At 40.2% G+C, this 17,393-nt stretch carries 14 protein-coding genes and 5 tRNA genes; all 19 read left to right on the top strand.

The genetic code is table 11. The features are described from left to right. The first annotated feature begins 177 nt into the window (after nt 1-177). A complete protein-coding gene (argC, locus tag AC27JP_RS16115; protein ID WP_487116885.1) occupies nt 178-1,218 on the top strand; it encodes an N-acetyl-gamma-glutamyl-phosphate reductase in 1,041 nt (346 codons plus the stop codon). Further along, nucleotides 1,215-2,006 carry an acetylglutamate kinase gene (gene argB / locus AC27JP_RS16110; protein ID WP_487116883.1) on the top strand — a complete coding sequence of 264 codons (792 nt, stop codon included), beginning with the start codon at nt 1,215-1,217 and terminating at the stop codon, nt 2,004-2,006. Before argC ends, argB begins: the two co-directional genes overlap by 4 nt. A gap of 38 nt (nt 2,007-2,044) precedes the next feature. Next, nucleotides 2,045-2,977, top strand: a complete 933-nt coding sequence (locus AC27JP_RS16105; RefSeq protein WP_487116881.1) for an ornithine carbamoyltransferase — start codon at nt 2,045-2,047, stop codon at nt 2,975-2,977. Nucleotides 2,978-3,084: 107 nt separating this feature from the next. Next, nucleotides 3,085-4,335, top strand: a complete 1,251-nt coding sequence (locus AC27JP_RS16100; RefSeq protein ID WP_487116879.1) for an argininosuccinate synthase — start codon at nt 3,085-3,087, stop codon at nt 4,333-4,335. 2 nt (nt 4,336-4,337) lie between these two features. Then, the gene (gene argH, locus AC27JP_RS16095; protein WP_487116877.1) at nt 4,338-6,269 is read left to right on the top strand and encodes an argininosuccinate lyase; all 1,932 of its coding nucleotides are present in this window, start codon (nt 4,338-4,340) and stop codon (nt 6,267-6,269) included. 54 nt (nt 6,270-6,323) lie between these two features. Continuing rightward, nucleotides 6,324-7,631, top strand: coding sequence for an amino-acid N-acetyltransferase (gene argA, locus AC27JP_RS16090; protein ID WP_487116875.1), 1,308 nt, complete (start codon nt 6,324-6,326; stop codon nt 7,629-7,631). 175 nt (nt 7,632-7,806) lie between these two features. Beyond that, nucleotides 7,807-8,994, top strand: a complete 1,188-nt coding sequence (locus AC27JP_RS16085) for an outer membrane beta-barrel protein (protein ID WP_487116873.1) — start codon at nt 7,807-7,809, stop codon at nt 8,992-8,994. A 264-nt stretch (nt 8,995-9,258) separates the two neighbouring features. After that, entirely contained in the window at nt 9,259-9,768 is a 510-nt protein-coding gene (locus AC27JP_RS16080; RefSeq protein WP_487116871.1) for a polysaccharide biosynthesis/export family protein, read from the top strand. Beyond that, on the top strand, nt 9,765-11,924 hold the full coding sequence (locus AC27JP_RS16075; protein ID WP_487116869.1) for a GumC family protein: 2,160 nt from the start codon (nt 9,765-9,767) through the stop codon (nt 11,922-11,924). The genes AC27JP_RS16080 and AC27JP_RS16075 overlap by 4 nt, the downstream gene beginning before the upstream one ends. A gap of 68 nt (nt 11,925-11,992) precedes the next feature. After that, nucleotides 11,993-13,024, top strand: a complete 1,032-nt coding sequence (gene murB, locus AC27JP_RS16070; RefSeq protein WP_487116867.1) for a UDP-N-acetylmuramate dehydrogenase — start codon at nt 11,993-11,995, stop codon at nt 13,022-13,024. Then, the gene (gene birA / locus AC27JP_RS16065) at nt 13,024-13,998 is read left to right on the top strand and encodes a bifunctional biotin--[acetyl-CoA-carboxylase] ligase/biotin operon repressor BirA (RefSeq protein ID WP_487116865.1); all 975 of its coding nucleotides are present in this window, start codon (nt 13,024-13,026) and stop codon (nt 13,996-13,998) included. Before murB ends, birA begins: the two co-directional genes overlap by 1 nt. Then, a complete protein-coding gene (locus AC27JP_RS16060; RefSeq protein ID WP_487116863.1) occupies nt 13,995-14,729 on the top strand; it encodes a type III pantothenate kinase in 735 nt (244 codons plus the stop codon). Before birA ends, AC27JP_RS16060 begins: the two co-directional genes overlap by 4 nt. A 134-nt stretch (nt 14,730-14,863) precedes the next feature. After that, a tRNA-Thr gene (locus tag AC27JP_RS16055) sits at nt 14,864-14,939 on the top strand. 44 nt (nt 14,940-14,983) lie between these two features. Further along, nucleotides 14,984-15,068, top strand: a tRNA-Tyr gene (locus AC27JP_RS16050). A gap of 27 nt (nt 15,069-15,095) precedes the next feature. Continuing rightward, nucleotides 15,096-15,169 (top strand) — tRNA-Gly (locus tag AC27JP_RS16045). A gap of 15 nt (nt 15,170-15,184) precedes the next feature. After that, nucleotides 15,185-15,260 (top strand) — tRNA-Thr (locus AC27JP_RS16040). A 74-nt stretch (nt 15,261-15,334) separates the two neighbouring features. Continuing rightward, nucleotides 15,335-16,519: an elongation factor Tu gene (tuf, locus tag AC27JP_RS16035; RefSeq protein WP_487116841.1), complete on the top strand. Its 1,185-nt coding sequence runs from the start codon at nt 15,335-15,337 to the stop codon at nt 16,517-16,519. Between the two features lie 303 nt (nt 16,520-16,822). Continuing rightward, nucleotides 16,823-16,899: transfer RNA gene (locus tag AC27JP_RS16030), tRNA-Trp, on the top strand. Nucleotides 16,900-17,009: 110 nt separating this feature from the next. Further along, nucleotides 17,010-17,393, top strand: coding sequence for a preprotein translocase subunit SecE (gene secE / locus AC27JP_RS16025; RefSeq protein WP_487116861.1), 384 nt, complete (start codon nt 17,010-17,012; stop codon nt 17,391-17,393).

Raw genomic sequence — 17,393 nt, 5'->3', positions numbered from 1 at the left:
AGCCGACGACGATAGTATTAATTATAGGCCTTGTAAGGTTTTACTTTAGAGATAAGTCAAAAAAATTGATGCTGATATCTTTAAATTAATTGGGAATAGTTGAATAGAATTGCAAAATTGGCGTGTGAATAGCACGTTAGCAGTAAATTCTATCGTCATGAATGAAATGGTAAGTAGATGAACGTCGTAGTTATAGGTGCAAGTGGTTATGTCGGAGCTGAATTAATTGGCTTGCTGACGCAACATGATAAAATTTTTCTGCAACATTTGTTGGTATCAGAAAACAGTGATTCTAGTGGTAAAACTTTTGCGGAATTACATGCTCGCTGGCAAGGGATATGTGCTGTACCCTTGCATTCTTTTTCCCAACAATGGTTTGAGCAAAACATTAGTATCGACAATCACGATATTGATGCGGTATTTTTTGCGACACCTCATGAATTTAGTACCCAATGGGCACAAGCATTTATCGATGCCAACATTAAAGTGTTCGACCTATCAGGTGGCTTTCGTTTAAAAGACGCAAAGCAATACCCAATTCATTACGGTTTTGAACATCAATCATTAACGGCATTACAAAAAGCACAATATGGCTTAGCCGAATGGCAAGCGCATGAAATCGCTGACGCTGAGCTAATTGCGGTTCCTGGCTGTTATCCAACCGCGAGTTTATTAGCGCTAAAACCAATTACCAGTAATCACCTTCATATCGAGAATTCATTAATTGTCGTTAATGGCGTTAGTGGTGTTAGTGGTGCGGGTAGAAAAGCAGCACTAGCGACTAGTTTTTATGAAGTCAGCTTAACCCCCTACAATATTTTACAGCATAGACATCAACCAGAAATCAGTCAGGAAGCCAATGCTGATGTCATCTTTAATCCACATTTAGCCCCTTATAAGCGGGGCTTGTTAGCAACGATAACACTGCAACTAAAAGCCGATGTGAGCGCGGAGCAAATTGATGAAGCATTTACTCAGGCTTACCAGCACAAGCCTTTAGTACGATTAGTCAGTGCTTGGCCAAAAATTGACAACGTAGCTTATACACCATTTGCCGATGTTCATTGGCAAGTTGACGAGGAAAAACACGTGATTGTGGTGAGTTGTGCCATTGATAATTTATTAAAAGGTGCGGCTTCACAAGCGGTGCAATGTGCCAACATCAGTTTAGGTTTACCGAGTGAATATAGCTTGCTCCCTAACGGAGCTAGTTTATGAAAAAGCCAATCGTAATAAAAATTGGTGGCGCTATTCTTGATGGTTACAGCCAAGGTAAAGTGGCGGCATTAAATGCTTTGCTAACGGTCATTTCTAACTTAAAAAATCAACCCGTCGTGCTAGTGCACGGTGGTGGTTGTGTTGTCGATGAAATGCTTGCTCAAGCAGGCTTTACTACTGAGAAAAAGCAAGGTTTACGTATTACGCCTAAGGCACAAATGCCGATTATTAGTGGCGCACTTGCCGGCAGTGTTAACAAAGCCATTGTCGCGAGTGCTGCAAGTTTAAACTTATCGGCTGTGGGCTTGTCGCTGACTGATGGCGAGATGGTGCAATGTCAATTAAGTCCTTTGCAATTAGGACAAGTTGGTGAACCTAAACCTTATAGTAGTGCTTTGCTAGATACTTTACTGAAAGCAAAATTTTTGCCTATTATTTCTTCTATTGGCGCACTAGCTAATGGCGAGCTAGTGAATGTAAATGCCGATGATGCGGCGGTTGCTATTTGTCAGCTTTTAAATGCTGATTTATTGCTGTTAACAGATGTTAACGGTGTTAAAGATGCAGCGGGTGAATACCTAACTACCTTAAACCCTCAACAAGCTCAAGAATTGATTGAAGCCGGTGTGATTGCTGGTGGCATGACAGCAAAAGTTAATGCTGCCTTGCATGCGGCGAATAAGTTACGACGAAGTATCGCGGTTGCCAGTTGGCAATCGCCAGAGCAAATCGTTGATTTGCTAAACGGTGGCAATATTGGCACCCGCATACAGCCTAGTGGCTGTTAAATATTACTTTGTAAACTAAATTTCGCACAGGAACACCTATGAACTCATTGAATAACTTACAGCATTTTCTTGCTGATGATCAGTTAAACAAGCAACAAATATTAGCGTTAATTACCTTAGCAATCGATATAAAGCAACACCCGAAAAACTACAGCCAAGCCTTAGCTGGAAAGTCAGTAGCGATGATTTTTGAAAAGCCTTCATTAAGAACGCATGTCAGTTTCGATATGGGCATTAATAAATTAGGTGGTCACGCACTGTATTTAGGTCAACAAAATGGCAAGTTGGGCGAACGTGAACGGGTTAGTGATTATGCTAAAAACCTTTCTTGCTACGCTGACGCCATTGTTGCCCGTGTTTTCGAAAACAGTTCAATAGAAGGTTTAGCACAACATGCCAGTGTACCGGTAATTAATGCCTTGTGTGATTTGTATCATCCGTGTCAGGCGCTTGCTGACTTTGTCACGCTAGCAGAAAACTTCTCAGATTTGTCACAAGTGAAATTGGCTTATGTTGGTGATGCTAACAATGTTTCAAATTCATTAATGTTAATGGCAGCAACCTTAGGTGTTGATTTTACCTTGGTTTGCCCACCAGCGCATGGCCCAAGCGATGATATGTTAACGAAAACTCAAGCGTTAGCTAAAAACACTGGTTCGGCATTTACCTTCACCACAGATATTAATGCTATCGGTCAGCAAGATGCTATCTATACTGATACTTGGGTATCAATGGGTGATGAAGACCCAAGTAAAAAGGCGACAATATTAGCAACATTCGCTGATTACCAAGTGAACCATGAATTAATGGCAAAAGCAGGCGCTAGCATTGTTATGCACTGTCAGCCGGCTCACCTTGAAGAAGAAATTACCACTGAATTGTTCGATAGCGAAATGTCAGTGGTCTTTCAATCAGCGGAAAATCGTATGTGGGCACAAAATGCCGTTTTAGTGACACTTTTAGGCGATTAGAAGTTAATTTAGTCGAATAAGAACTCAGACATTTTAGAAACTATTATCAATTTAGCGATAACCATTTATCGTTAAGTAAATTAAAGAATTTTGTTAAGGAATAAATCATGGCTTTAGCGGCAAAGAAAAACATTAAAAAAGTAGTATTGGCATATTCAGGTGGATTAGACACTTCAGCAATCATTCCGTGGTTAAAAGAAAACTATGATAATTGCGAAGTTATCGCATTTTGTGCTGATGTTGGCCAAGGTGAAGAAGAGCTAGAAGGTATTAAAGAAAAGGCCATCGCTTCAGGTGCATCAGAATGCTACGTTGCTGACCTTAAAGAAGAATACGTTAAAGACTATATTTATCCTATTTTAAAAACGGGTGCGGTCTATGAAGGTCAGTACTTACTTGGTACCTCAATGGCACGACCAATTATTGCTAAAGCGCATATTGAAATAGCACTGAAAGTCGGTGCTGATGCTGTTTGTCATGGTTGTACTGGTAAAGGTAACGACCAAGTACGTTTTGAGTCTTGTTTTGCGGCACTAGCACCAGAGCTAACGGTTATTGCGCCGTGGCGTGAGTGGGACATGGTGTCTCGTGAAGACTTATTAGATTACTTAGCTGAGCGTAATGTGCCATGTTCAGCGTCATTAACCAAAATTTATAGCCGTGATGCTAACGCCTGGCATATTTCTCATGAAGGTGGTGAGCTAGAAGACCCGTGGTGTGAACCTTCAAAAGAAGTGTGGACTATGACAGTTGATCCTATGGATGCTCCAGATGTCCCTGAAAAAGTGCAATTGAGCTTTGTTGAAGGTGAGTTAGTTGCTATCGATGGTAAGGACTTCTCTGAAAACGGAGCCGGTGCTTATGAAGCGTTAATGTACCTTAACGATAAAGCCGCTGCACATGGTGTTGGTCGTATTGATATTGTTGAAAACCGTTTAGTAGGCATGAAGTCGCGTGGCTGTTATGAAACTCCAGGTGGTACTGTATTAATGGCCGCCTATAAAGGCTTAGAGACATTAATTCTCGATAAAGAATCATTAAAGTATCGTGAATCAGTGGGGCTTGAGTTCTCACATGTTATTTATGATGGCCGTTGGTTTACGCCGCTTGCTAAAGCCCAACTAGCTTCTGCAGCATCTTTCGCTGAAAAAGTGACCGGTGATGTGGTTGTTAAGCTTTACAAAGGTATGGCGCAGGTTATTCAACGTCGTTCACCAAACAGCTTGTATTCGGAAGAATTTGCTACCTTTGGCGCAGATGATGTGTATGACCAAAAACATGCCGAAGGTTTCATTCGTTTGTTTAGTCTTTCAAGCAGAATTACTGCGCTCTCACAGTCAGACAAGAAGGATAATTAGTCATGGCTTTATGGGGGGGAAGGTTTAAAGGACAACCAAGTTTACAGTTTAAAAAATTCAACGATTCACTACCTGTTGATTACCGCATGGCTGTGCAAGATATTGTTGGCTCAATTGCTTGGGCAGGTGCGATACACTCGGTTGGCATCATTAATGATGCTGAGTTAGCTGAACTGACCGCGGCACTATATGAATTAAAAGCATCAGTTGAAGAAAATCCACAGCAGATTTTAGGCTCTGATGCTGAAGATATTCACAGCTGGGTTGAAATTGCACTGATTGAAAAAACTGGTGATTTAGGCAAAAAGCTTCATACAGGCCGTAGTCGTAACGATCAAGTCGCGACAGATTTAAAGCTTTGGTGTAAAGAAACCGGCGGTGAATTACTATTTGCCTTAGTGAATTTACAGCAAGCCATGATGAATTTGGCTGAACGTGAAAAAGATACTGTACTGCCAGGCTATACCCATTTACAACGTGCTCAGCCTATTACCTTTGGTCATTGGTGTTTAGCTTATGTTGAAATGTTTAACCGTGATATTGGTCGTTTAAAAGATGCCTTGTATCGTTTAGATGTTTCACCATTAGGCTCCGGTGCGTTAGCGGGCACAGCTTACCCAATTGATAGAAAGAATTTAGCGCAAAATCTGGGTTTTAGAACCGCAACATTAAATAGTTTAGATGCGGTATCTGATAGAGATCACGTGATTGAATTACTGGCATCAGCGAGTATTTCTATGATGCATTTATCTCGTTTTGCCGAAGATCTTATTTTCTACAATTCTGGTGAAGCAGGTTTTGTTGAAATGAGCGATTTAGTCAGCTCAGGTTCATCGTTAATGCCACAAAAGAAAAACCCAGATGCATGTGAGTTAATTCGTGGTAAAGCCGGGCGTGTTTTTGGCTCGCTTACCGGCATGCTAACTACCATGAAAGCTCTTGCTCTTGCCTACAACAAAGATATGCAAGAAGACAAAGAAGGTCTTTTTGATGCCTTAGATACCTGGCAAGAATGTATGGAAATGGCAGTGTTGGTAGCTGATGGCTTGAAAGTCAATCGTTCTCGGACATTAGCCGCAGCGCAGCAAGGGTATTCGAATGCCACGGAATTAGCTGATTATCTGGTCAGTAAAGATATTCCATTTAGAGAAGCGCATCACATTGTTGGTGAAGTCGTGCTTGCGGCTATTGATAAAGGTTTACCGTTAGAAGATTTAACGCTAACGCAATTACAAGAGTACAGCGACAAAATTGGCCAAGATGTTTATCAACATCTATCAATTGAATCGACATTGGATAAACGTGAAGCACTTGGCGGCACATCACGTGGTCAAGTTGAGCAGGCGTTAGCGAGTATTCAGTCAGGTGAAAGTGAAATTCTTAATGAGAATGTTGTTGGCGCGCCAGGTAAACAACAAACTCAAGTGGCATTAAAACAAGTTAAACAGCGCCTAAATGCACAAAAAGCGGCGGCAATGTCTGTACGTCGAGCTAAAATGTCAGATGTTGACAGCATTTATGCCTTAACCGATTTTTGGGCGGCGAAAGGGGAAATATTACCTCGTACGCGTGACAATATTATTCACGATATTCAAAACTTTGTTGTTGCTGAAATTGACGGCAAAGTGGTTGGCTCAGCGTCGTTATATATTTATCAAACTAGCTTGGCAGAAATTCGTTCAATCGTGATTGAAGAAAGTGCTCATAAACAAGGTCAGGGTGAAGCCCTAGTGCAGTACCTACTTGAGTTTGCTCATCAGATGGAGTTACAGCAAATTATCGTATTGACCTATATTCCGCAATATTTTGCTAAGTTAGGCTTCAACGTTATTGAGAAAAGTTCATTAGCTGAAAATATTATTGAAGACAGTGAACCAAGTCCATACAAAGACCCAGCCGATGAAGTGGCGATGGAATATATTGTTCAACGCTGAACGCATTCATTTCAGCATGAAAATGATTTATAGAGTAAGTAGTAGTTAGATAATATGAACAGTAACGAAAATAACGTTAAGTGGTTTAGAAACGCCGCGCCTTACATTAATGCTCATCGTGGTAAAACCTTTGTGCTGATGTTTGGCGGTGATGCGGTTGAACATGCTAACTTTGCCAACATCATTCACGATATTGCTTTGCTCAGAAGTCTTGGAGTTAAGTTGGTGCTAATTCATGGGGCTCGCCCGCAAATTGAAAAGCGTTTAAAAGTACAAAATGTAATACCACAAATAGAGCAGAACTTGCGTATTACTGATGCTGATACTTTGCTAACGGTAAAAGATGCCACGGGCTCACTGCGTATTCATATTGAAGCGTTGTTGACCATGGGCTTGGTAAATTCGCCAATGCATGGCGCGCAAATTCGTGTCAGTACCGGTAATTTTGTTATTGCCAAGCCAATCGGTGTTCGTGATGGCATTGACTTTAAGCATACCGGTCGTGTGCGTCGTATTGACAGTGACGGCATAAAAACCCAGCTCGATTTTGGCAGTATTGTGTTGTTGTCTCCTGTTGGTTATTCATCAACAGGTGAAGTGTTCAACTTGGCATTGGAAGACGTAGCGGCAAAAACTGCCATTGCACTAAAAGCGGATAAATTAATTGCTTTAACAAAACAATCAGGCTTACTTGATAAGCAAGGTGAATTGATCCGCAGCTGTGGTGTTGCTACGGTTACCAATTTACTTAATGAGCAAGAGGACTATATTGGTCAGCTATTACTGCAGGCGATAATTCAAAGTGCAAAACAAGGGGTAGAGCGTTGTCATTGTGTCAGTTACGCCAGTGATAGTGCCTTACTACAAGAGTTATTCACTCGAGATGGCGCTGGCACTTTGATTGCCAAAGATCATCAGGAACAATTATCGGCCGCTAATATTGATGATGTTGGCGGTATTTTAGAGCTAATTGCACCATTGGAAGAAGAAGGTGTGTTAGTCAAGCGCTCACGCGAATTACTGGAAGTTGAAATTGATCGCTTCACCGTGATTAAGAAAGAAGAGGTGATCATTGCCTGTGCAGCACTATACCCATACCCTGAAGCAAACAGTGGTGAAATAGCCTGCTTGGTTATTCACCCTGATTATCGTGGCGGTAATCGTGGCATTCGCCTGATCAATGCGTTGGAGCAAGCGGCTAAAAGGCAAAAGCTTTCGTCGATTTTTGTTCTGACCACAGTCAGTGCTCATTGGTTTATTGAACAAGGCTATGTTGAACAAGCCATTGAGAATCTGCCGGAAGGCAAACAGAAAATGTACAACATACAGCGAAAGTCTAAAGCGTTTAGTAAAAATATTTAACCTCCTATTCAGCCAGTGTTTCATTCACTTAAAAAGCAACAGTCCCCAGTTGCTTTTATTATTTTAGTCTCCATTCATTGATAACAAATTTATAACAAAGCATTTTAAAGAAATCCTTTTTTGTGCATACTGACAATATTCTTCATTATTACAATAATAATAGGCAATGTTGGATATGAATTTTCCTCCGTTTTCCGTAAAAACTTCTCTACTGGTTGCTTCGCTTTTGGTAACTAGTGGCTGTTTTAGCACCTTGGTATTTGCTAAATCTGAAAATAACCTTGATATAGATGTGGCAGCGGAGGCAGGCTATATCGACAATTTTTTATATCAAGCCAACGATGAGCAAAGTACGGCATTTTATACTGTATCTTCGGTGCTTGCGCTTGAGTCAAAAAGTAATCAGTCCGCCTTCAATGTCGATGCGACCGTAGATGCATTTATTTTTCAAGATTTTGAAGATGATGACCATACTGACTTTTCGCTAATGCCGACATATCAATTTAAGTTTAGCCAAAATCAGCGGCTATATATGTCTGCATATTGGTTAAATAATTATATTTATCGAGGCTCTGGTTTATCACTTGGTGAGGCAGAAAGCCTAGTCGAAGGTGATAAAAAAGAAAACAATGGCGCCCAAATAGGTTTTGAGTATGGAAATTTAGATTCATTGAGTCGGTTGAGCTTTGAAGCAAATTATCAGCAAGGAGAATTTACCACTCGCCGGGCAATAACTCGAGAATTGGACACTGAAGCGATTGATCTAAAATCCAGTTTTGATTATTTAATTTCTGGAAAAACCTATATGGCAATTGATGTTAGCTATAGACAGGTCGATTATCCGAATCAGCCAGCGCTCAATCGCGATAGCTTAACAGGTTTAGTTGGGGTTAAATGGCAAACAACAGTGATTAGCGAACTAAGTTTTTTAGTTGGCTATCAAAACATCAAGTTTGAAAATGCGACATTAAAAGATGATGATGCATTAAAATGGCGATTTGACTATACGTGGCGGCCATCAGATTTTACCTCAGTACGCCTAGCGTCTGATCGCAAGTTTGACGAAACTGACCGTTTAGCCAGTACTTACCGATTAGCAGAAACATATCAAGTTGATATCTCACATGCCTTTACTGACCATATTAGTTTAACAGCATTAATTGGCTTAAACCGTGAAGAGTTTATTACGCCGGACAGCCAACGGGAAGAAGATTACCTTAATTCAGCCCTAAAACTTAATTATCAACGTAATGATAGATTAAGTTTTCATTTGCAATACCGATATAAATCATTAGACGCTAACTATGCCGATATTGATTATGGTTATAACAATATCTCAATGGGCGTTAAGGTGCGATTATAGGGCTAATAATCAAGTTTTTTGCTAATTTATCTTAGCTGTTTTATTTGTATCAAATAGCCATATTTTCAATAAGGTAATTACAAGTGGCATGAAAGTTTACATAAATAGTTGATTACTCAGATAGTGCCATGTTAATTAAAGGATTATGGTTGTTACAATATTGTAGTGGACTAAATATTAACGAGCGTTCTTGTCCAATAATGAGAAAATTAGTATTTAGCTAGCAGATAATGTTACTATTTGTAATTCAATTGAGTGAAAAGTATGCGATTTTTGATGTTTTGCTTGTTGTGCCTCATTGGTCAGGCAGCGGCAAGTGATTATAATTTAGGCTCCGGAGACCAAATTGAGATTGTCGTTTACGGTGAGCCGGATTTAACAACCCGAGTAAAAATTGATAAGTCTGGGATGATTTCATTTCCGTTTTTATCGGATATATCTGTGCTGGGGTTGTCGACAAAATCGTTAGAGAAAAAAATAGCGGATGGCTTACGTGGAGATTATTTGGTCGCTCCTCAAGTTGCTGTCACCATTACTATTTATCGACCATTTTTTATCCACGGACAAGTAAAGCGCCCCGGCGGTTACCCATTTCAGGAAGATTTAACACTAGATAAAGCCATTGCGATAGCAGGTGGCTTAGCAGCAAGAGCGTCAAAATCTGACTGGAAAATCACTCGCGTTACTGACGGAGTGAAGCATACATTTTCGGCTAATGTAGCAAGTTCGATTTTGCCTGATGATATTATCGAGATAGAGCAAAGCTTTTTTTGAACACACTAGACAACGAAAATGCAACATTGGTGAATGATGAAGTGGCGTTAAAAGAAGTTTTAACGCCACTTTGGCTTCGTCGTTGGAAAATAGTATTTTTTACCTTACTGGTTTCTTTTACCGTTGCATTTTATGTTTCTTTATTAAAACCATCATACAAAGCGACGGCCATACTGCAAATAGGTAGCAATAAGCCAGCTAACACCTTATCAATCAACGATGCCTTTAATGAGTCAAATGCCAGTAAAGAGCAAATTCAAACACAATATGAATTACTGCGCTCTCGAAAATTTGCCGAACGAGTTATTTCTCAGCTGAACTTAGTTCAGCACAGTGAATTTAACAGCGGTAAATATAATGATAAAATCCCTTTTTTCGCCGAGATTGGCCAACGTAAAACAGCACCAAAGGTCAGCGATATAGTTTTAGGATTTCAACGTCGACTTAACATAGCACCAATTTCTGGTACCGAACTGGTCAAAATTAGTTTTTCTTCATACTCACCTGAACTCTCTCAAAAAGTGGCCAACCAAGTCGGTATTACCTATTTACAATACCAAGACGAAATTCATAGTGCCTCGAAAGAAACAACCTCTCAATGGTTAGTTGATCAACTAGAAGAACTCGGTAAAAAGTTAGAAATTTCCGAGCAATCTTTGCAAGAGTACCGTGAAAAGGAAGGTATTGTTGATATACAAGGTATTGTTGGTTTAGTCGGGGGGCAACTTTCTGAGTTGACATCGGAAGCATTGAAAGCCGCTAAACTTAAGGATGATTTAGGGGTTACCTATCAAGAAATTCAAAAAAATCGCTCGGATCTTGAAAAGTTAACCCAAATGCAAGCAGTGAATAACCAATCCTCATTTGTGTTGCTAAAGCGCAATGAAGAGAAAGTTGAACGAAAGTTAAATGAATTGGCACAGCGTTATGGACCTAAGCATCCAAAAAGAATTGCGGTGCAGTCAGAATTAAATTCATTGGAAAAACGCATAGACTCGCAAATATTAACGATTGTTTCATCGTTTGAAAAAGATTATTTCAATGCCGTAGAGAAAGTTAATGCCACCGAGCAACGATTAGCGCAATCAAAGAAAAACTATATTCGCTTAAGTCGCTTACAAAATAAATTTTCGCAATTAAGCCGTGAGGTTGAAACCAATAAAGAGCTTTATAATAATTATTTAGTGCGTCTAAAAGAAGCTGATGCCATGGGTAATTATAAAGCAAACTTTTATGTTCGTTTTATTGATAAAGCGATTATGCCTAAATCGCAATTTGCACCTAATAAAACTTTAGCGGTAATGATTAGTTTTGTCATGGCAATGGCATTTATCTCGATTATTATTATTATGCGTGAGCTGCTAATGGACACGCTTAATTCGCGACGCAAATTAGATAACTTTAATGAAGCGCCAATTTTAGCGGTGTTACCTAAAATTAAAGCCAGCTCCAATGATAAGAAAGAAGACGCTTATATCTCTGATAATCGCTTTACTGAAGCGATACGAACCTTGCGAACAGCATTGTTATTTAACAATGAAAAAACACCGCCGAAAATTATTGCCGTTACTTCTTCGGTGCCAAATGAAGGAAAGTCTACGGTAGCATTGCACTTAGCGCGTTCGTTTAGTGAAATGGAAAAAGTCTTGTTGATTGAAGCCGATATGCGGCATCCAACGATTGCGAAAAATATGAATTTGAACCAGCATCGCCCTGGACTTTCAAACTTGCTAGCGAAAACTCACCAAATCAACGAATGTATCATTCGTGATAAAAACGTCAAATTAGATATTTTAACTTCAGGTATTTCGCCGGCTAATCCTTTGGCATTCCTGTCAATGAAACGCTTTAATATGCTGATTAAAGTGTTTGGTAACTTTTATGACCGCATAATTATTGAAACGCCTCCGGTAAATGCGGTGAGCGATGCGGTAATTATTTCCAAGTTGGTTGAAAGTGTACTTTATGTGGTGCATGGCAACAAAACCAAGCGAGATCAAATCTCCTCTGGCTTGCGGATGTTAAAGCAAGTCAATGCTCCAATTGAAGGGGTAGTTATTAATCACAGTGAAAATATTGATACCGACAAGTATCAAAATAAATATTATAGCGAACGGAATAATATTATTAAGTTGGCAGCAAGAAAACGCGGTTAATCCTCACGCATAGTTTAAGCGGTGGCGATAATTGCGTACAATAGTGAAAATTTCCTAAATTCTTCACTATGAAAGTATATTGCCAATTTTCGTTACAAGCTTTGAATAGCTTTAATTTAGAAACGACAGCACCAACCATTTACTTCCCGTCGAGCATTAATGAACTCAGTGAAATTCCCTATAATCAATTGACTCATTATTATGTCTTAGGAGAAGGAAGCAATACGCTTTTTTGTCATCAACAAACCCCAGTTATTATCAAGCCAAGCTTCAAAGGTATTGAAGTCATTGAAGATGACGATTATTTTTATATCAGTGTTGCTTGTGCGGAAAATTGGCACCAACTGGTCAAATTTTGCATTGAAAAAGAAATTTATGGTTTGGAGAACCTAGCATTAATACCTGGTAGTGTTGGCGCGGCGCCAGTGCAGAATATTGGCGCCTATGGTGTTGAAGTGGGAGATTTTATTGACCACGTTTCTTGGTATGACTTTAACAAACAAAAGCTTGTTGAGTATACTCACTCGCAATGCCAATTTGATTATCGAGACAGTATTTTTAAAGGAATCTTAAAGGGCCGTGGGATAATTACTCATGTACACTTTAAGTTTCCTAAACTGTGGCAGCCGGTATTGAGTTATCAGGGCTTAAATCAGTTAAAGTCACCGATTAGTGCACAAGACATTATGTTGAAAGTTATTCAATTACGCGAAAGTAAATTACCGGATCCTGCTGCATTGGCAAATGCGGGGAGTTTTTTTAAAAACCCGATTGTTAGCAAAAAATGCTTCCAAGCATTGCAATTACAATACCCAAGCATACCTCATTATCAGCAAAGTAATGGCGAGATTAAGTTAGCGGCTGGTTGGCTCATTGAACAAGCGGGTTTGAAAGGGTTTCGTCAAGGAGATGTCGGCGTGCACGACAAACAAGCCTTAGTTTTAGTTAATTATGCCAGTGGCTCAGGGCAAGATCTAATCAATTTAGCGGCTCATGTTCGAACGCAAGTTTTTGCTAAGTTTGCGATTACTCTGGTGCCGGAAGTGCGTTTTATTGGTGAGCGTGGTGAATTAGATAATCTGATAGCAGAGTGCAGTTAATGAAAGCAATTCGAGAGACGTTAATTCAAAAGCTTGTTAAAGGTGATTTTCTATCCGGTCAGGCATTAGGTGAAGAGTTAGGGGTTAGCCGCGCTGCGATTTCTAAGCATATCGCCGCTTTACAAGAAATGGGCTTTGATATTTTCAGTGTTACCGGTAAAGGCTATAGAATAGCTGAACCCATTGCATTATTAAGTGAAGATGCAATAGTGGCCCATTTAGCCACTAGCAATGATACGCCCAAGGTGGAAGTTCATAGTGTTATTGATTCGACAAACAGCTATTTAATGCGTCGATTACCCAATCAAAACACGTTAGGGCAAGTTTGCATAGCAGAATATCAAAGTGCCGGGCGAGGCCGTCGTGGCCGACAATGGATTTCACCTTTTGGCTCACACATTTATATGTCTATGTACTGGTATTTAGAGCAAGGGATGTCAGCAGCCATGGGCTTAAGTGTTGTTGCTGCACTTGCGGTCAGTGATGCCATTAAAGCACTTTATAATATTGAGGTGGAGTTAAAATGGCCAAATGATATTTATTTTAACGGTGTAAAGCTTGCGGGTATATTGATTGATTTGGAAGGGCAGGCGATGGAGCCTTGCCATTGTGTTATCGGGATAGGTTTAAATATCAATATGCCGAGTAAAAGTGCTGAACTCGTTGATCAACCTTGGACTGACTTATCTAGCGCCTTAGGTGTGGAAATTGATCGAAATTTACTGGCTGCTAATATTATTTCTGCGTTACTTAAACGCCTCAGTATACATAGTCAAAGTGGCATCAATACTATGGTTGCGCAGTGGCAAGCACAAGATTTTTATCTCAATAAACCAGTCGCTTTAATTACCGGTGAAAAAACAACGCGCGGGATCAGTCGAGGTATTAATGCTCAAGGAGCTTTATTGTTAGAAGTCAACGGTAAGGTTGGCCCCGTATATGGTGGTGAGGTAAGTTTACGAGGTGGGCGATGAGACTACTGGTTGACATAGGAAATACGCAAGTAAAATATGTTTTTCAGCAAACAGATGATGAATCAATGTTTAGTGACGTTGTTTATCTTGATTATCAGCTTTTTCTGCAAGCTTTAGCATCAAAAGATTTTGCCGATGTTTCAGAGCTTATTGTTGCGAATGTGCATGCTAATAACGTACTGGTCGAAATCGAGGCTTGGGCATCAGCACAAAATATTGCATTTTTGCAGGTGCAAAGCCAAGCAAAAGCTTTTGGTGTTTCTTCAAGTTATCTTCAGCCAGAAAGTTTAGGTGTTGATCGATGGCTGGCGATAATTGCGGCCCACCAGCTTTATCCACAACAAAATGTCTTGATAATTGACGCTGGCACCGCGACAACGGTTGATTTACTCGCTGCTAATGGCCAGCACCTTGGTGGTTGGATAATGCCAGGGGTTCAAACGATGTTTACTGGTTTGCTTAGCAATACGCAAAAAATTGTTGCTGAGCCGATTGCCATCGCTAATGTTTCATTTGGTAAGAATAGCTCACAATGTTTAAATCATGGCGTCTGGGCAATGACTATCGGCGCAATCAAAGAAGCGATTGTGCAGGCAAATAAGTTGCTAACAGTTAATAAAGTACTGTTAACCGGTGGTAATAGTGAGCAACTAGCGGACTTAATCAATGATGATTATGAATTGGCACCAAGCTTGATATTTCATGGTTTAAGTTGTTTCCACGCCAGTTAAATTGGCGTTATTCAGACAATAAAATCAATAATGCGAATAAAAAACCATCAAACGCATAAAAACATGCTTTTTTTTGCATTTTCCTGTTGCATGCTAGAAAACATTACTCTAGAATTCGCACCACTTAATGTAGTGCCGACTTAGCTCAGTTGGTAGAGCAACTGACTTGTAATCAGTAGGTCGCCAGTTCGACTCCGGCAGTCGGCACCATTAATACTCTTATTACATGAATATGTAAAAGGGTGATAAAAATTGGAGGGGTTCCCGAGTGGCCAAAGGGATCAGACTGTAAATCTGACGGCTCCGCCTTCGGTGGTTCGAATCCACCTCCCTCCACCATTTTTATTGAGATTTTGAAAAGAATGTGCGGACGTCGTATAGTGGTAATACCTTAGCCTTCCAAGCTAAAGCTGCGGGTTCGATTCCCGCCGTCCGCTCCATCTTTATAATGATATGCTGATATGGCTCAGTTGGTAGAGCGCACCCTTGGTAAGGGTGAGGTCGGCAGTTCGAATCTGCCTATCAGCACCATCCTAAAGACATTCTTCGCTATCTCAAAAAACTTATTATTTAATTTTTGTTAATCTACCCTGAGGTATTTTAAGATGGCTAAAGAAAAATTCGAACGTAATAAACCGCACGTTAACGTTGGTACAATCGGACACGTTGACCACGGTAAAACAACTTTAACTGCTGCTATCTCTGCGGTATTAACTAAAGTTCACGGTGGTGAAGTTAAAGATTTCGCACAAATCGATAATGCTCCAGAAGAGCGTGAGCGTGGTATTACAATCAATACTTCTCACATCGAGTACGATACAGAAACTCGTCACTACGCACACGTAGATTGTCCAGGTCACGCCGATTACATCAAAAACATGATCACCGGTGCTGCACAAATGGATGGCGCTATCTTAGTAGTTGCTGCTACAGATGGTCCAATGCCACAAACACGTGAGCACATCTTGTTATCACGTCAAGTTGGTGTACCTTTCATCATCGTATTCATGAACAAATGTGACATGGTAGATGACGAAGAATTACTAGAATTAGTAGAAATGGAAGTTCGTGAACTTCTTAGCGAATACGAATTCCCAGGTGATGACTTACCAATTATCCAAGGTTCAGCATTAGGCGCACTTCAAGGTGAAGCTAAATGGGAAGAGAAAGTAGTTGAACTAGCTGACGCACTTGATTCTTACATTCCAGAGCCAGAGCGTGCAATCGACGGTGCATTCATCATGCCTATCGAAGATGTATTCTCAATTTCAGGTCGTGGTACTGTTGTAACAGGTCGTGTTGAGCGTGGTATCATCAAAGTTGGTGAAGAAGTAGAAGTTGTTGGTATCCGTGATACACAAAAATCAACTTGTACTGGTGTTGAAATGTTCCGTAAACTTCTTGACGAAGGTCGTGCTGGTGAGAACTGTGGTGTTCTTTTACGTGGTCTTAAGCGTGAAGACGTAGAACGTGGTCAAGTATTATGTGCTCCAGGTTCAATTTCTCCTCACACTAAGTTTGAGTCAGAAGTATACGTGTTATCTAAAGATGAAGGTGGTCGTCATACGCCATTCTTCAAAGGATACCGTCCACAGTTTTACTTCCGTACAACCGACATCACAGGTGCAGTAGAGCTTCCTGAAGGTGTAGAAATGGTAATGCCAGGCGACAACTTGAAGTTTGTTGTAGAGCTTATCAACCCAGTAGCGATGGACGAAGGTTTACGCTTCGCTATCCGTGAAGGTGGTCGTACAGTAGGTGCTGGTGTTGTATCTAAAATCATGGACTAATTCTCTTTGAGAATAGTTGATTTAGATTAACACTAAAAAAGGTCGCGAAAGCGGCCTTTTTTGTTTTCTGCGTTTAACTTTTTAAAATCAGTACGTTTTTTGTATGTTGACCTACGTATATATTTACAAAAGGTTATAAGAGCTTATATTCAGCTGCTATCGCCACCAAGGACTAGCATTATTGAAATCTGAAAATAGTCCTTGAGTAAAATATTTTGCTTAGTATAATAGCGCCTCACTTCTAGAGTCACTCTTAATTCCCAAACAACTAAGAACCACTCGTTAAGTGTAAGTACAATTTGAAGGGGTATAGTTCCAATTGGTAGAACAGCGGTCTCCAAAACCGACGGTTGGGAGTTCGAATCTCTCTACCCCTGCCATTTTTTGAGTAAAGTGCGAATGTCTTAACTTATTCGTGCTTTAGAATTTAGCTTCGACGCTGTCGGAGTTGCTTAGTCTTAGATTAGACGTGTAATTACAGGTAGTAAATATGAACGCAAGTACTGAACATGAACCAAGTGGTTCGCTCGATTTTTTAAAGTGGAGCATAATTGTTCTTCTTTTAGCTGGTGCAGTAGTGGGTAACTACTTTTTTGCTGAGCAATCAGTTCTTGTTCGTGCTTTAGCCGTTGTAGCGACTATTATTATTGCAGGACTTGTTGCTATGCAAACAGTGAAAGGTCGTTCAGCTGTCGCATTTGCTAAAGAATCTCGTACAGAAGTACGTAAAGTTGTTTGGCCAACACGCCAAGAAGCAGTGCAAACAACCGGTATCGTATTAGTGGCAACATTAATAATGTCTTTACTACTTTGGGGATTAGATTCAGTTCTATTTTGGGTAGTAGGATTAATTACTGGCTTAAAAGTAGGTTAA

This window comes from Colwellia sp. SU-HH01172 (assembly GCF_057553355.1).
This window is presented reverse-complemented; position numbering and strand designations above follow the sequence as displayed.

Excerpts from the sequence above, each read along its gene's own strand:
- argC (WP_487116885.1), top strand. The coding sequence starts at position 178 with ATGAACGTCGTAGTTATAGGTGCAAGTGGTTATGTCGGAGCTGAATTA.
- argB (WP_487116883.1), top strand. The coding sequence starts at position 1,215 with ATGAAAAAGCCAATCGTAATAAAAATTGGTGGCGCTATTCTTGATGGT.
- AC27JP_RS16105 (WP_487116881.1), top strand. The coding sequence starts at position 2,045 with ATGAACTCATTGAATAACTTACAGCATTTTCTTGCTGATGATCAGTTA.
- AC27JP_RS16100 (WP_487116879.1), top strand. The coding sequence starts at position 3,085 with ATGGCTTTAGCGGCAAAGAAAAACATTAAAAAAGTAGTATTGGCATAT.
- argH (WP_487116877.1), top strand. The coding sequence starts at position 4,338 with ATGGCTTTATGGGGGGGAAGGTTTAAAGGACAACCAAGTTTACAGTTT.
- argA (WP_487116875.1), top strand. The coding sequence starts at position 6,324 with ATGAACAGTAACGAAAATAACGTTAAGTGGTTTAGAAACGCCGCGCCT.
- AC27JP_RS16085 (WP_487116873.1), top strand. The coding sequence starts at position 7,807 with ATGAATTTTCCTCCGTTTTCCGTAAAAACTTCTCTACTGGTTGCTTCG.
- AC27JP_RS16080 (WP_487116871.1), top strand. The coding sequence starts at position 9,259 with ATGCGATTTTTGATGTTTTGCTTGTTGTGCCTCATTGGTCAGGCAGCG.
- murB (WP_487116867.1), top strand. The coding sequence starts at position 11,993 with ATGAAAGTATATTGCCAATTTTCGTTACAAGCTTTGAATAGCTTTAAT.
- birA (WP_487116865.1), top strand. The coding sequence starts at position 13,024 with ATGAAAGCAATTCGAGAGACGTTAATTCAAAAGCTTGTTAAAGGTGAT.
- AC27JP_RS16060 (WP_487116863.1), top strand. The coding sequence starts at position 13,995 with ATGAGACTACTGGTTGACATAGGAAATACGCAAGTAAAATATGTTTTT.
- tuf (WP_487116841.1), top strand. The coding sequence starts at position 15,335 with ATGGCTAAAGAAAAATTCGAACGTAATAAACCGCACGTTAACGTTGGT.
- secE (WP_487116861.1), top strand. The coding sequence starts at position 17,010 with ATGAACGCAAGTACTGAACATGAACCAAGTGGTTCGCTCGATTTTTTA.